The organism is Mesorhizobium sp. M0208 (assembly GCF_040322015.1).
Classification (GTDB): domain Bacteria; phylum Pseudomonadota; class Alphaproteobacteria; order Rhizobiales; family Rhizobiaceae; genus Mesorhizobium.
Genome location: NZ_JAMYSP010000026.1, coordinates 1 through 14,416, shown reverse-complemented (window position 1 = coordinate 14,416; position 14,416 = coordinate 1). Strand labels below are relative to the sequence as shown.

General features: G+C 61.0%; 14 protein-coding genes and 1 pseudogene. 5 read left to right on the top strand and 10 right to left on the bottom strand.

The features are described 5' to 3' along the window. Positions 1-10: 10 nt before the first annotated feature. The 3 genes from NKJ17_RS23090 (at position 11) to NKJ17_RS23080 (ending at position 3,247) form a co-directional block, all read left to right on the top strand. Positions 11-1,093, top strand: coding sequence for an ABC transporter ATP-binding protein (locus NKJ17_RS23090; protein WP_352690081.1), 1,083 nt, complete (start codon positions 11-13; stop codon positions 1,091-1,093). Further along, on the top strand, positions 1,094-2,149 hold the full coding sequence (locus tag NKJ17_RS23085) for a hypothetical protein (RefSeq protein WP_352690079.1): 1,056 nt from the start codon (positions 1,094-1,096) through the stop codon (positions 2,147-2,149). 99 nt (positions 2,150-2,248) lie between these two features. Continuing rightward, positions 2,249-3,247: a sugar-binding transcriptional regulator gene (locus NKJ17_RS23080; RefSeq protein ID WP_352690078.1), complete on the top strand. Its 999-nt coding sequence runs from the start codon at positions 2,249-2,251 to the stop codon at positions 3,245-3,247. 51 nt (positions 3,248-3,298) lie between these two features. Here NKJ17_RS23080 and NKJ17_RS23075 read toward each other — a convergent pair whose 3' ends face one another. The 5 genes from NKJ17_RS23075 to NKJ17_RS23055 form a co-directional block, all read right to left on the bottom strand. Continuing rightward, on the bottom strand, positions 3,299-4,030 hold the full coding sequence (locus tag NKJ17_RS23075) for an ATP-binding cassette domain-containing protein (protein WP_254819755.1): 732 nt from the start codon (positions 4,028-4,030) through the stop codon (positions 3,299-3,301). A 2-nt stretch (positions 4,031-4,032) separates the two neighbouring features. Then, positions 4,033-5,013 (bottom strand): ABC transporter permease, encoded by a 981-nt coding sequence (locus NKJ17_RS23070; RefSeq protein WP_023678771.1) that lies wholly within the window; start codon positions 5,011-5,013, stop codon positions 4,033-4,035. A gap of 201 nt (positions 5,014-5,214) precedes the next feature. After that, positions 5,215-6,198: a sugar ABC transporter substrate-binding protein gene (locus tag NKJ17_RS23065; RefSeq protein WP_352690075.1), complete on the bottom strand. Its 984-nt coding sequence runs from the start codon at positions 6,196-6,198 to the stop codon at positions 5,215-5,217. Positions 6,199-6,237: 39 nt separating this feature from the next. After that, on the bottom strand, positions 6,238-7,443 hold the full coding sequence (locus tag NKJ17_RS23060; RefSeq protein ID WP_352690073.1) for a mandelate racemase/muconate lactonizing enzyme family protein: 1,206 nt from the start codon (positions 7,441-7,443) through the stop codon (positions 6,238-6,240). 12 nt (positions 7,444-7,455) lie between these two features. Beyond that, positions 7,456-8,175: a FadR/GntR family transcriptional regulator gene (locus NKJ17_RS23055; protein WP_502895628.1), complete on the bottom strand. Its 720-nt coding sequence runs from the start codon at positions 8,173-8,175 to the stop codon at positions 7,456-7,458. Between the two features lie 353 nt (positions 8,176-8,528). Here NKJ17_RS23055 and NKJ17_RS23050 point away from each other — a divergent pair, with 353 nt between their 5' ends. Continuing rightward, complete coding sequence (locus NKJ17_RS23050; protein WP_352690151.1) at positions 8,529-9,518, top strand: Tim44 domain-containing protein; 990 nt, start codon at positions 8,529-8,531, stop codon at positions 9,516-9,518. A 145-nt stretch (positions 9,519-9,663) separates the two neighbouring features. On the opposite strand, the gene NKJ17_RS23045 is transcribed toward NKJ17_RS23050, so the two are convergent. From NKJ17_RS23045 to NKJ17_RS23035, 3 genes are all read right to left on the bottom strand, one after another. Beyond that, positions 9,664-10,743 (bottom strand): AI-2E family transporter, encoded by a 1,080-nt coding sequence (locus tag NKJ17_RS23045; protein WP_352690071.1) that lies wholly within the window; start codon positions 10,741-10,743, stop codon positions 9,664-9,666. Positions 10,744-10,985: 242 nt separating this feature from the next. Then, complete coding sequence (locus NKJ17_RS23040) at positions 10,986-11,399, bottom strand: type II toxin-antitoxin system VapC family toxin (RefSeq protein WP_352579037.1); 414 nt, start codon at positions 11,397-11,399, stop codon at positions 10,986-10,988. Further along, entirely contained in the window at positions 11,396-11,644 is a 249-nt protein-coding gene (locus tag NKJ17_RS23035) for a plasmid stabilization protein (RefSeq protein WP_352690069.1), read from the bottom strand. The genes NKJ17_RS23040 and NKJ17_RS23035 overlap by 4 nt, the downstream gene beginning before the upstream one ends. Before the next feature lie 142 nt (positions 11,645-11,786). Here NKJ17_RS23035 and NKJ17_RS23030 point away from each other — a divergent pair. Next, positions 11,787-12,144 (top strand): annotated as a pseudogene (locus NKJ17_RS23030) (ABC transporter substrate-binding protein); the annotation flags it as partial. A gap of 176 nt (positions 12,145-12,320) precedes the next feature. Here NKJ17_RS23030 and NKJ17_RS23025 read toward each other — a convergent pair. Both NKJ17_RS23025 and NKJ17_RS23020 read right to left on the bottom strand, forming a co-directional pair. After that, entirely contained in the window at positions 12,321-13,043 is a 723-nt protein-coding gene (locus NKJ17_RS23025) for an RES family NAD+ phosphorylase (protein ID WP_352690067.1), read from the bottom strand. After that, complete coding sequence (locus tag NKJ17_RS23020) at positions 13,040-13,453, bottom strand: MbcA/ParS/Xre antitoxin family protein (protein WP_352690065.1); 414 nt, start codon at positions 13,451-13,453, stop codon at positions 13,040-13,042. Before NKJ17_RS23020 ends, NKJ17_RS23025 begins: the two co-directional genes overlap by 4 nt. Between the last annotated feature and the right edge of the window lie 963 nt (positions 13,454-14,416).

The following is a 14,416-nucleotide window of genomic DNA, read 5'->3' as shown; positions in this document are numbered from 1 at the left end:
GTAGCAATTTATGGCGTCTGTCACCATCAGCAACATAAAAAAGGACTATGGCGCCCTCTCGATTATCGATGGACTAGATCTCTCGATCGAGGATGGCCAGTTCGTCGTTCTGTTGGGGCCGTCCGGCTGCGGCAAGTTCACACTGTTGCGCATGATAGCCGGTCTCGAGCCCATCACGTCCGGTGAAATCGCCATAGGCGACAGGGTCGTCAACACGCTTCATCCCAAAGACCGCAACATCGCGATGGTCTTCCAGAATTACGCGCTTTATGCGCACATGACCGTCTTCGACAACATGGCCTTTTCCATGCAGTTGAAGAAGCGCCCCAACGAAGAAATCAAACAGAAGGTCGGGTGGGCGGCATCGATCCTCAACCTGACTCCCTATCTGGAACGGTACCCTCGCCAGCTTTCGGGCGGCCAGCGGCAGCGTGTCGCCATGGGCCGCGCCATCGTGCGGGACCCAACTGTGTTCCTGTTCGACGAGCCGCTGTCCAACCTCGATGCCAAGCTGCGGGTGCAGATGCGCACCGAAATCAAGGAACTCCACCAGCGACTGAAGACCACCACGGTCTATGTCACGCATGACCAGATCGAGGCCATGACCATGGCCGATGTCATCGTCATCATGCGCGACGGCCATATCGAGCAGATCGGGCGCCCGCTCGATGTCTACGATCACCCGGCAAACCTGTTCGTCGCCTCTTTCATCGGCTCGCCCGCAATGAACATGTTCCATGGCGAGGTGGCTTCCGAGCGCGACGCCTGGGTGGTGCGGACCGACGAGCTATCCCTCCCGCTGCCGCCAGGGGCTGCGGTCCGGCCCGGCCAAAAGGTGATCTACGGCATTCGCCCCGAACATCTTCGACCCGTGGCCGACGGGCGCGGCATTCCGGCCACCATTACGGTTGTCGAGCCGACCGGCCCCGAAATCCACATCTTTGCCAGCATGGGCAACACCGCGATCTGCTCGGTGCTGCATGACCGCATGGAGGTCTCTCCTGGAGCTGTAATCCATCTGGAACCGGCGCCTGAGCGAATCCACCTGTTCGACCAAGGCAGCGGCGAGCGACTGGACAAGGGAAGAAGCTGAATGGCCCAGGTCGTTATCCTCGGCGCCGGCGTCATGGGCTCTGCCATGACGCTTCCGGCCGCTCACGCGGGTAACCGCATCACTCTTGTCGGCACCCATCTCGACGAGGAGATCGTCGGCTCGGTGGCCGGCACAGGTCGTCATCCGCGCCTCAACATCACACTGCCTGATGTGGTAGCCGCCAGGTCCTGGACCGAATTCGGGGCAGCGATGAACGATGGACCCGATCTGCTTGTACTCGGCGTCTCGTCGGCCGGCATTCCTTGGGCGATCGAGCGTATTGCAGAAAGCATCAAGTTGCCGGTGCCGATACTGATGATTACGAAAGGACTTGCAGCAAGCGACGAAGGCGTGGAAATCCTGCCACATCTGCTTGCCCGCGAGATCGAGCAACGCACCGGCTTGTCTGTCCCGGTGATGGCCGTCGGCGGACCGTGCATTGCCGGCGAACTGGCGGCACAGCGCGACACCTCTGTGATCGTGGCCGGGCACGATCCCGACCAGGTGGCCGCGGCGTCCCGCATTCTGCGCGCGCCTTTCTATCATGCGCGATCGTCACCCGATCTCGTCGGCGTCGAGATCTGCGCTGCTTTCAAGAATTTCTACACACTCGCAGTTGGGGCTCCCGTCGGACTGCTGGAGCGCGACGGCAAGGCGCCCAATGGTGCGCTCATGCACAATCTTGCCTCGTCACTTTTCTCGCAGTCCCTCGCGGAGATGGCGATTCTGGTCGATGCTCTGGGCGGAAAAATCGAAACAGTGCTGGGGCTGGCAGGCTCCGGCGATCTTTATGTGACCTGCCAGGCGGGCCGTAACGGTCGCATGGGGCGCCTGCTTGGCCGCGGCCTGCCCTATTCCGTGGCGAAGCGCGAACATATGAGTTCGGACACGGTCGAGGGAGCGCAACTGGCGCTGGACCTTGGTCCGACTTTGAAGAATATGATGGCCCGGCGTGTACTTCCCCATGATCGCCTGCCGCTGACGACCGCCATCATCGACGCGGTTTGTCACGATGCTCCGCTGGTTTTGTCCTTCGACCGCTATCATCGAGGCTAGCGGAGCCGGGGAAACTCGATTGATGCCTCATATCGATGAGCACATGGCTCGGCCGAGCCCGCTCTGGACCCGCTGCCGCGGAGTGGACAGGATGATCTGATGGAGAAACCCGCACGAAAGAAACGCGACGGCCGCCAAGCTGTAACGAGTTCGGTCACCGCTGATCGTGAGGAAGGGCTGCTGGTGCGCGCCGCCTGGCTTGCTTACGTCGGTGACCTCACGCAGGCGCAAATTGCCAAGTCTCTTGGCCTGACCCGCCTTCGCGTCAACCGGATGCTGGCGCATGCGCGCCAGCGGGGGATCGTTCAGATTCGTATCAATTCGAAGGTGGCGAACTGCATCGAGCTGGAGCACCGGCTGCGGGACGCCTATGGTGTCTCGGATCCAATCGTGGTTCCGACACCACCCGATCCCGCGCTGGTGCCACAGGTCATCGCAGCCGCCGCCGGTGAGGCCCTGTCGCTCAGAATCCGCGACGGGATATCGGTGGGCGTGGGATGGGGACGGACGCTCCAGCTTAGTCTGCGGTCAGTGACCGTACGCCCGGTCAAAGGAATGTCGGTCGTTTCCCTGCTTGGTGGGCTCACGCGCGGATCGGCGATCAACATCTATGAGATCGCTTCGCGGCTCGCGGCGCTTTTCGATGCGGAATGCTTCTACATCGCAGCACCGGTGTTCACGGACACTGAGGCCACGCGCGATCTGCTTATGCGCCAGTCCATTCTGGAAGACGCCTTCACCCATGCCCGCGACGTTGACGCCGCTTTCGTTTCGGTGGGCGCGGTGCACAAGGACGCCACCATCTTTCGGATCGGACTGGTAGGCGATGATGATCTCAAATCGCTCCGCGAAGCGGGGGCCGTCGGCGATATTTGCGGCCACTGGATCGGCGCCGACGGACAACTCGTCGATCACCCGCTGAACAATCGCGTTATCGGCCTCGCGCCCGAACATCTGCGCGACGTCGACACTGTGATCCTGCCCTCCGGTGGCCTCGACAAGGTTCCGGTGCTGCGCGCCGTGTTGCGTCTGGGAGTCGTCGATGTGCTGATCACCGACGAGAAAACCGCTGAGGCGATCCTTGCGCAAAAGCCGTAGCGCAGACTGACCTCTACAGCAGAGCGGCTCGCGACTGATCGCTTCTTCGCGTCACAGAACCTCGTGGATTTCCTCGATCGAGGTCTCGCCGATCCGCTTGTCGAGAACGATCTCTCCACGCGCCATGGCCACGACCCGGTCGCAGCATTCGAAAACATGATGCATGTTGTGGCTGATGAAGACGCTGGTGATGTTCTGGGCCTTGAGCGCGCGAACGAAGCCAATCACCTTTCGCGTCTCCTTCACCGAAAGATGATTGGTCGGTTCGTCGAGAATCATGACTTTCGACTTGAAGTGCATGGCCCGGGCGATCGCCACGCCTTGGCGCTGGCCGCCCGACAGTTCGCCGACCAGCGCGTCCGGCGACCTCAGATGCAGATCGACGTCGGCGATCGCCTTGACACTTTCATCACGCATGCGCTTCTGGTCCAGGATGCCGATGCCGAAAACCGAGCCCTTCACCGGCTCGCGTCCGATGAAAACGTTGCGGGCGATGGTCATGGTCGGCACCATCGAATTGTACTGGTAGATCGTCTCGATGCCGCGATCCATGGCGTCGCGCGGATTCGAGAATCGGACTGGTTCACCTTCGATCCTGATCTCGCCGCCATCGGGCTTTTGGGTGCCTGACAGGATGTTGATCAACGTCGATTTGCCGGCGCCGTTGTCGCCGACAAGGCCCAGGGCCTCGTCTGGATAAATGTCGAGAGTGACGTTCTTCAAGGCGTGGACGCCGGAATACCATTTCTGGAGTCCCTTGATCGCGATGATGGGTGCCGCCATGATCAGGTCTCCACCTTCATTGCCCTGCCCCGCTTTCGCAGCCAGGCATTCACGACGACCGCGAAGATAGTCAGGAAGCCGATTGCCATCTTGAACCAGTTGGCGTCAACCTGGCTCAGCACCAGTCCGTTGTCGATGACGCGGATAAGGGCAGCCCCTATGATGCCGCCGAAGATAGTGCCGATGCCGCCAGCCAGCGAGGCGCCACCGATGACGGCAGCCGACACGGCTTGCAACTCCAGCCCCTCGCCGATCGAGGGCAGTGGCGCGCCGAGCCGCATCACCTGAATGGTGCCGGCAAAGCCGGCGAGCACAGAACAGATCATGAAGCAGGCGACCTTCACCCGGGCCGTCGGGATGCCCATCGATTGCGCGGCAGGCAGAAAGCCGCCGGTGGCGCGCACCCAGTTGCCGAAATTCGTGCGCGACAGAAGCACCGTCGCCAGGATTGCCACGGCGACAAACCAGAAGAACGACATGCGAAAGAGGTCGCCCGGCCCCACATAGATCGTAAACAGCCATTTGGGCAGAGCGTTGGCCGGGATGACAGGAGGGAAGCCGCCGGAGATTACCACCGTCAGCGAACGCGCGATGAACAGCATGCCAAGCGTGGTGATGAAGCTTGGTATCGCGAAACGAATCGTTATGAACCCGTTGAAGAAGCCAATCAGGGCGGCGATCGCGAGGCCGGCGGCAAAGGCCGGCGCGAACGGCACGCCGGCCGCCAGCATCACCGCCATCGTCATCGGGGTCAGCGCAAAGACCGAGCCCACGGAAAGATCAAACTCGCCGCATATCATCAGCAGGGTCACGCCGATCGCGACCAGCCCCATTTCAGGCAGCAGCCCAAGCATTCCACGCACGTTCTGTGTGTTCAGAAATACGCCGTTCGAGCGTATCTGAAAGACGAGAAGGAGGAGGAGCAGGAACACGACCGCGGCAAGCTCCGGCTTCTCCAGATAAATCTTCATCAATCGCTTCATCATTCGCTCCGGCTTGGGATTGTTTGCGCTGGCTTGCCGCACCGGCAAGCAGGATGGCGGCAGTCTGTCTTCTACCGCCCTTGACGGGGAGATGCGGTGGCAGGATGAGGGGTGGAGTTAAAACGCCCAAAGGCCACGCGGCCTGCCCCCCACCCTTGCCCCCTCCCCTAAAGAACGAGGAGAGGACGCCGGCTTCGCCGCCTACCGCACGCCTTTTGCGGCCAGTTCCTTGAGCTTCGGCACGTCTTCCTTGACGATGATGCCCTTGCCGGTGTCGATGTCTGCCGGCAGCAAACCGACGTTCTTGGCGAGATAGGATTCCATCACCGGCATGAAGCCCTGCATGTAGGGCTGCTGGTCGACCTGGACCTGGATATAACCCGCTTCCATCTGTTGCAGGACTTCCGAGACGATATCGAAGCCGCCCATCAGCACCTTGCCCGGCTCGATGCCGCGATCGATCAGCACTTGGGCCACGTAGGCATGCCAAAGGCCGGTGTCGAAATACACCGTGGTGTCCGGGTGGGCAGACAGATAGGCGCCAACACGATCGGCGACGACGGCGCCATCTGTGCCGGTGTCGAGCCGTTCGACGACTACTTCGCGTCCGCCATTCGCGGCCTTGTATTCCTCAAGGAACTTCATGACACCGGCAGCACGCTGTTCCGACCAGTTCTGACCGGGCGCGGAGACGCCGACGAGCGCCCTGATCTTGCCTTCCTTGGGGAAGAACTCGGACATCTTCTTGCCGAGTTCGTAGCCGGCGGGAATGAAGCCCTGGCCGATGAAGGCCTGGCGGGCATTGCCGGCTGCACCCTCGGTGTCGTCGACGTTGGACGCGATCACCGTGACGCCGGCAGCGCGGGCGTCGGCGATGATCTGGTCGAAAGCATTGTTGTCGACGATCGAGGTGATCAGCGCGTCCGGTTTTGCCGCGAGTGCCGCCTGCATGTTGGCCGATTGTTGCTCGATCGAGCCTTCGGTCTGCGTGAAGACCATCTGGCAATTGGCCTGGATCTTGGCGCAGGCGTCGTCAAACCCCTTCTTCACCGCCTGCCAGAACGGGTTCGACGCCGACGAATGATGCGTGAAGACGATGTTCATCGGCTCCTGTGCGCGTGAGCCGATTGCCGAGCCTCCAGCCAGTACTGCTCCCAAGGCTGCCGAGATAAGTAGCTTCTTCATGGTTCTCCTCCTCCGTAGAAAGCTGCTTCAGGTTCATTTTCAGAAAGTCGATGCGTCAGTCACCCGTCGAAGCGCCGTGAAGGCGCGATCGATCTCCGGGTTCAGTTCCATGCCGAGGCCCGGTCCGGGAGGCACGGTGATCATGCCGTTCTTCACCTGCGGCAAAGCGGTCACAAGGTCGCGGTACCAGGTCTTGTAAAAGGCCCTGACACTCTCCTGGACAAGCGCGTTCGGCGCATTCAGCGACAGGTGGGTCGATGCGCCGAGCACCACTGGACCGGTGCAGTCGTGTGGCGCGACCGGCAGGTGCCATGCCTCAGCCATGGCAGCGATCTTGCGCGCCTCCGAGAGCCCGCCGCACCAGCTGATATCGAGCATGATGACACCGGCCGCTCCAGTTTCGAGAAGGTCGCGGAAGGCCCAGCGGGAACCGAGCGTCTCCGAAGCCGATATCGGCGCCAGCGAAGCCTCGGCATAGCGTTTCAGGCTGGACAGGCTGTCCATCCTGATCGGATCTTCGTGCCAGAAGGTCTTGTAGGGGGCAAGCTCGCGAGCGATCTGGATGGCCGGCAGCAGCTGCCACATTGAATGGAATTCAACCATGATGTCCATCTTGTCGCCGACCGCATTGCGGATTTTCTCGAATGGCGCCAGCGCGGAATTCAAGTCGGGCTGCGATATATACTGGCCGCGCGTTTTCTCGGCGGCCATGTCGAACGGCCAGATCTTCATGGCCGTGATGCCTTCCTCCAATAACGAATGCGCCAGTTCGTCGGCGCGGTGAAGGAAGCCGTTCAGATCATCATAGGCGTCGCCGGGCTTATCGAGCCCGTAGTTGGCCGTCGTCTGGCCCGTGGCCTTCTTGATGTATTCGGGTCCGGCACAGGTGTTGTAGGTCCTGATCTCGTGCCTGGTGAACCCGCCGAGGAGCTGTGTGATCGGCTGACCCGTGGCCTTTCCAAACAGATCCCAAAGCGCGATGTCGAAAGCGGAATTGCCCCTGACTTCCGCGCCCGTCGATCGGAAACCGAGATAGCCGACAAGATCGGCGGCGAGCAGGTCGATCTGCAAGGGGTCGCGACCGATCACGCGCGGCGCGACATATTCGTGCAAATAGGTCTCGACGGTCTCGGCCATGAAGAAGGTCTCGCCCAGTCCCACGAGGTCTTCGTCCGTGTGAACCAGGACCCAGAGAAGGTTCGGCCGCTCCTTGAGCCGCAGCGTTTCCAGTTTCGCGATCTTCATTGCGCCCCGTCCTCAGGCGATGCCGGCCGCCAGCAGGGCCTTGACGCTCTCGTCAAAATGCCTCGCCATCAGGTCGCGAGCAGACTGGGGATCACCGGTCTCGATTGCTTCGGCGAGCTCGATATGGATCTGGATCATCTCCAACTGCTCGGCATCCGAAGGGCGGCTGCGCCAGCCGATCGGCCAGGTCTGGCGCGATACGCGCTCGAACGCGCCTACGATGAGGCTAAAAACCGGATTCTTTGCCGCCTTGGCGATTTCGAGGTGAAAGGCGAGATCGTGCTCCATGACCTGTTCCGGTCGCTGGAAATTCTCGCGCATGGCAAGCGCGTGCGCCCTGATCCTTTCCACTTCGTCGGCGGTTCTGCGCAAAGCCGCCAGCATGGCGGTGCGGGTCTCGATCGTGCGGCGCACGTCGTAGATTTGCTGCACCGTGATCTGCTCGGTGTGGACACCATGCTCGATCACCAGCGACATGGCGCCATAGTCCAGCTCGGCGACGGTAGCCCGCCTGCCTGCCCTGAGGTCGATAAGCCGCATCGCGGCGAGCGAGCTGAAGGCCTCGCGCACCACAGTACGCGAGACGCTCAATTGCCTCGAAAGCGCGGCCTCGCTGGGCAGCCGGTCGCCTGGTCCGAGTTCATGCGTGCGGATGTGGCGCGTGATCTCGCCGATCGTATTGCTGACCAGGCTCGCTGCGTCGGAATGTTTTGCGGCTACCACCGTGCTCACGCGATCTCCAGTTCAGAAGGCAAACCTGTATGGCAGGTTTTGCAGCCTAGAAAAGCTGTATGTCAAGCTCAAGTCATTGCCGGGAGACCGTCGGCATCGTCGCCGGGAGAGCGGTGACCCGACGCTTGCATATCCGCTGCTCTTGATGCGACAGACGGCGGTCGGCCGGGTGCGGCGCGCCTGCATGATCGGACAGGCAATCATCTCGCTTGGGCAGGCTGGACAGTCTCATCGTGAACCCCGGCGGGCGCCCGACCATGCCGTCGGAAAATATCTCAGCGGACTATTCACTGATATTTCGATCGACGCACCCCATATGGGTGGACAGAGTGTCACTTGAGGATTTGCCTATGCTGATTTCGCGTTGGGGACGGTTTGCAGTTTTGTTCGCCGGATTGTTCCTGGCATTTTCCATGGTCGCTGTGGATCACGCCGATGCGCGCCGTGGCGGCAGCTTCGGCAGTCGCGGCATGCGCACTTTCCAGCCGGTCCCGCCGACCAGAGTCGCGCCGCAACCGGCCGCACCGGTCGAGCGCTCGATGACGCCTAGTGCGGCAACGAACAATGCGGCCCGTCAGCCGCAGGCATTCCAGCGCCCAGGCTTCTTCAACGGCCTCGGCGGATCGATGATGCGTGGGCTGCTCCTCGGCGGTTTGATCGGCGTTCTTCTGGGCCATGGATTCGGCGGCTTGGCCGGCATGTTGGGTCTTTTGCTCCAAGTACTGCTGATCGGCGGCGTGATCATGCTGGCGATCCGCTTTTTCCGCTCGCAATCGGCATACAACCCAGCGCCCGCTACGGCCGGTGCCTCGCGGGGCACCGGGACCTTTGGGCGAAACGCAGCAGCTGGGCCCGAGCCGAGCAACGCTACAGCTTTCCCCATTCCAGGCATCGGGTCAGGATTTGGCGGAACGAGCCAAGCCAACGCTTCCGATGAGATCACACTCACGCAAACCGACCTCGACACGTTCCAGCAACGGCTGACGGAAGTTCAGGAGGCATTCGGGCGCGAAGATCATGCTGCTTTGCGCCGGTTGGCGACGCCCGAGATGGTGTCCTATCTGTCCGAGGAACTTGCCGACAATGCCAAAAAGGGCGTCAGGAACGACGTGTCGGACGTCAACCTATTGGAGGCCGATATTGCGGAAAGTTGGCGGGAGGGTGACCGCGACTACGCGACGGCTGCTTTGCGCTATGAGTCTCGCGACGTGACCCGCGATCGCAGCAGCGGCAAAATCGTTGAGGGCCAGGCCGATCAGCCGACCGAGACAACCGAACTGTGGACCTTCATGCGCCAGAACAGCGGGGACTGGAAGCTCGCCGCAATACAGCAGCCGAGCTGATGTGCTTGCCTTGATTGAAATGTCTGGCCCAGAGTTGTTCAGGTTTCTCGCTACCGCTCGAAGGCCAGCCCGCCCCTTCCGCCCGCTTGATCTTGAGTACGGTGCGGTCAGAACACGGAACTCATGAGCAGCCCTGTCTTCGTGGTCAATCCGTCACGGGCTGATGCGGTAGCTCGGTAGGGCGCGGCGGCGCCGACTCCGGCTGATCGGTCAATCGGTTCTTCAGAACATCAATGAGGCTGATGGTGATGGCGATCACCGCGGGGCCGAGGACAAGGCCGGATGCCCCAAACAAGACAATGCCGCCGACCGAGCCGACAAAGGCCACGACCGTGTGGAGGCGTAACCGATTCCCGACAAGCATCGGATAGAGCAGATTGTCGATGCCGCCGACAATGACGCCGCCCCAGACGGTCAATATCGCCGCGCTGGCCCAAGCCCCCTCCAGCGCGAGATAGACCGCTGCGGGCACCCAGATCACAAATGCCCCGAGCACAGGCACTATGGCAAGAAGTCCCATGACAAGGCCCCAAAAGACTGGGGTCGGCAGGCCGAGCCACCAGAACATCAGGCCACCCAATGTTCCCTGGACGGCGGCGACGAACACGGTGCCGAGCAGTGTTGCATGGACAGTCTCCGCAAAGCGGGACAAGATGTATGCTGTCTCCGGAGCGCGCAGGGGCGAAAGGCCCGCAACGGCTTGCAGGGCATGTTGGCGATCACGCAGAAAATAGAACAGAAGATAAAATGTCAGCCCGAACATCGCGACCTGATAGATGGAGCCACGCAACAGCGATGTGCTTTGTCCCGTCAGCCATTGTACGAATGCTGCGACGGAGCCGGCCGGATCGAATTGGTTCTCGATCCATTGGGCAATGACCGAAAGCGTGGGATAGCCAGACATGAAGCCGTCTGCATCCCAACCACGGATGACCTCCTGCAGATAAGTCGCTCCGTTTACGGCCTCGCGAACGAGCTGTTGTGCGACGAGTGCAAGCGGCAGCCCGACGGCAATCGCCGCCACGCTTACCGATATCAGCGCTGCCAGGTTTCGATTTCCGACCCGTCTCTCAACCCAACGATGAGCCGGAGACAGAATGACTGCCAGGACGAGAGCCCAGGTCAATGCGGGCAAAAAAGGCCACGCAAGCAGATAGCAGACATATAGACCGATCGCTGCGGCTGCCAGAACGCCGAGCAATCTCAATTGTTTCACGTCCGGCATCTGTTTCAGATCAGCCCCTCTCGGTGTCTCGCAAGCCCAGCGAGCCTAATTGGTTTCTCAAAAAAGGGCAGCGTCGGTTGCGGGAGCCTTACGGCGAGGCTGCCGAGGAGGCGCTTCGAGTGATCTTGAGGGGATTTTGACGGCATGCAATCGAACCTGATGTCGCTCGCCTGCGCTTTGACGGCCTTTCAGCTCGTGACTGGCAGATGGGGCTTGAACAAAAGCGACGACAGGAAAACGTCTCAGAACTCCCACGGAGATGTCAGAACGAGTCCTGCCGTCTCGAAGTCAGTCAGATTGCGCGTGGCGAGGCGGCCACCGTTTACTCGAGCGATCGCCGCGATCATGCCATCGGGTGCCGACATGCCGCGTCCCTGGCGAGCAGCAGCACCCATAATTTCCCCATAAACCAGCGCAGCTTCTTCTGTCAGACCGAAGATGCGGTCTGCGAAACGCCGGCGCCAGTCGGCCAACCCTTGCTCCAGCCGTTCGGCACGTTGATCCGGTCTTATCTTCTGGATGCCGAAGGCGATCTCGGCAATCGTCACGGTTGGAAGCGCGAGTTCGGCATCGTATCGGATCAGCCAGGCAATGACTGCCTCGTCTGGGGTCTTTTTCAACGTTTCGGAAACGACGTTGGTATCGACGAAGATCAAAGCTCGACGCCTCGATTCGGCCGGCGACTCTCACGGATCACCGCCTCAAGGTCGACGTCTGTGCCGGATTGCGCTGAAAGACGCAGATAGAAGGCAGAAGCAGGCTCGCGACCGGCCTCGCGGACCTCGTAGGATTCGAGGGCGCGCTCGACCACGTCCGCAATCGAGCGGTTTTCACGGCGGGCAAGCCGGTGTGCAAGATCACGCGCCTTAGCGCTGCGGACTGAGAGTTGCGGTTCGGCCATATCGGACTCCTTGGCACTGTTATATAGGCTCATCCGCTCTGCTAGCAAGACGGCTGCTGATGGCTTGATGTCAAAGCCAATCTTTGCAGGGCATGTTGGCGGGAGAAAATAAAACAGAAGATAAAATGTCAGGCCGAACAGTCGAGAACCGGACGTGGCGTTCCTTGGTGCGGTCGACGCCGCCCAACTTTACCAGCAGAGCGCCGCAAAGGCGGAATCGCCATCGAGGTCAGGCGCGAACCCGGCGACGGCTACTGGTCAAACGTATGGAAAAAGCAGCCTTTCTGCATGACTTTCATTCGGCCGCCCGACCCAGGATCAGGTCTGCTCGCTCTCCTACTTGTCGACTGCAGAGTGGAACGAAACGCGCTTTGTCCGCGAGGACTTCGACAAGCTCATACGCGGCGCTCGGTTCTTTCGATACGAAAGGAATGTATCACGACGCGACTATGATCGTGCGGGACAATGGCGAAGCCATGATCCCCATATTCGGCGACTTCAGCGACAAGAGAAAGCTGTCTGACAGAAATCAGCCCAAACGGGTCAGGCGCCCTTCCGAAGAACGGCACGATAGCAGTCCTAACCCGCATTTACGAGCAGTCCCTCGCATCGGCGGCCTAAATCGATCGACGCCCTCCGCGAAGGCCGGATTGCGAGGTCACCCGCAGCCCGTGGTTCAGGAAACATCCACGACACGGAAGACCTCCCCCGATCCTGCATCCCGCACAAGATCGACGCGCTCGCCGTCCCAGCGGTAGTCGAGATGGCGGCCCTGAACGGGTGCCGAAGCACAATCCGGGTAGAAAAGGCCAACGCACTCGCCGTTTGGGTGCCGGACGCTGGGATATATCATACCGTCCGACCCAGCGTCCTTGAGGCGCTTCGCCAACCCTTGCGATGACTGGTAGTTGTCCGGGGCAAGGGCCGAATGGCCCTGCCGCTCAGGCCCTCTCAAGTCGTGCAGATCGGCATCAACCGAAAGAACGATCTCACGGAACTGCGAAGTCCAGCCAGCTTCTTCGGCTGTCCGCACCATGAAGCGCTCGTGGTGATGGATGGTCTCGAACAGCGCCGTCTCGAAGACATTGCCGACGTAGAGGACGCCAAAAGTGCCGTCGGTGAAGCGGCTTGGCCTGTCGGTGCTCACATGCGTGAAGGGCGCCATGAGGTAGGACGCGCCATTGCCGCCGACCCTGCGCTCGACCGGCACGAGATCGAGATTGCCGATGCTCGCCATGACCCGCGGGTTGGTCTTCTGCTCCGCGGAGATCAGCAGCGGCCAATCGGCCGGATCCGCAATGTCCTCGAATAAATCGATCGGCGGAAAGGCGCTGCGAATGATCCTGACAGCACCTTTCCACTTAATCCGCGAAACCGGGATCTGTTCCGGCGCCGTCACCAGCCGCCGCGCTCGGCGTCGAGATAGCGGCGGACCCGCATGATGTCAGTGAGCTCGCCACCAAGCATCACATCCAAGGCGCTTGCCCCGGCAAAGGCGGAATTGCCGGTGCGGATCCACGCATATCCGCGCTGCGCCTCGGTGAAGATGATCCTGAGGGCCTTGTGGATGCCCATCAGGTTGGAAAGGCGCGCACGGCCGTCGCGGGATATCCGTCCGGGCCCTTCAGCCTTCCAGCGGCGGAAGGACCGGACCGGCATGTCGAGCAGGGTCGCCGACTGCTCGTCGGTCAATTCCCATTTGCCGAAAAGATTGAGCGCGGCGCGAAACATGGCAGCCGCCTCGGCCTCGGTAACAGGATCGGCACGGAATGCCTCAGGGGCCGTATCGACGCGTTCAAGTGCTAGCATGCGTCATTTCCATATGGCAGTGAATATCTCATTCTATACCATTTGGCAATACGCGAGAAGAGCCGAGCGCTGAAGGGGTCGGAGCGCGCTCCGCGAGCGGCAGGAACAGGCGGGTCATGTAGCGGATGCTCTCGGTGAAGCAGCCCTGCGCCTTTCGGACGGCCCGTAGTCAGAACCGCCTGCACAATGTCGTCAGCTGAGATGGTGGGCCCGTGCTCCAGCCCGAGGGACGCACAGTACTCTGGAACACAGTAGACTTCGCGACCGAGCGGTGAGCGGCGATAGTCTAGCGGCAGCTTGTCCCGGACCGGCAGCAGCAGGCCGGTCGCGGGAGGGAGCGATTTGGCCGCTATAAATACTCACGGCATCGGCGGGTTGTCGCGTCAACAACCGTCCGGGTCAACATCCGAATACCCGTGTTCTCCCAGAGCCGTCGAATTAATCGTGCCAAACAGAGGCCGCGATATAGGCAAACCCGCCGGCTGAAATGATCTGCCGTTTTGGCGCGCAAACTGCTTCGGCGCAAAGCTCAGGGGTCGGGGCCTCGGTAAGCGGTGCTGCCATTTTGCGACAGCATGTGGCGGGAAGATATTGCTCAGATTGGAGGTCTCTTGAGTTGGAGGGAGTGATCGTCCTCTCGAAACCTGCACCGCCACCAACGCTGCCCAAATTCGAAAGCAGCCGACTGCTTGAGCGACCGCGGACCGAAATCGGCTTAGGCGGCGTAGCCGCCTCACGTTTTATCCTCACTTCGCCCGTGCTGAAGGGCCGCCCAGGTGCTCGATCCCGATGCACGGCAACGAGCGGCCATCCCAAAGCTCCATCACCTGCATATCCGCCCTCATTATCTCAACGATGCAGGCTGGCGTGGCGGTTCAGCTAGGGTCAGGACCCATTAATTTGTTGAGTTGATCTCTGTTGGGTGATTCAAGGTGGCAGGAGGTGCCGCCTTGAGTGATTTGC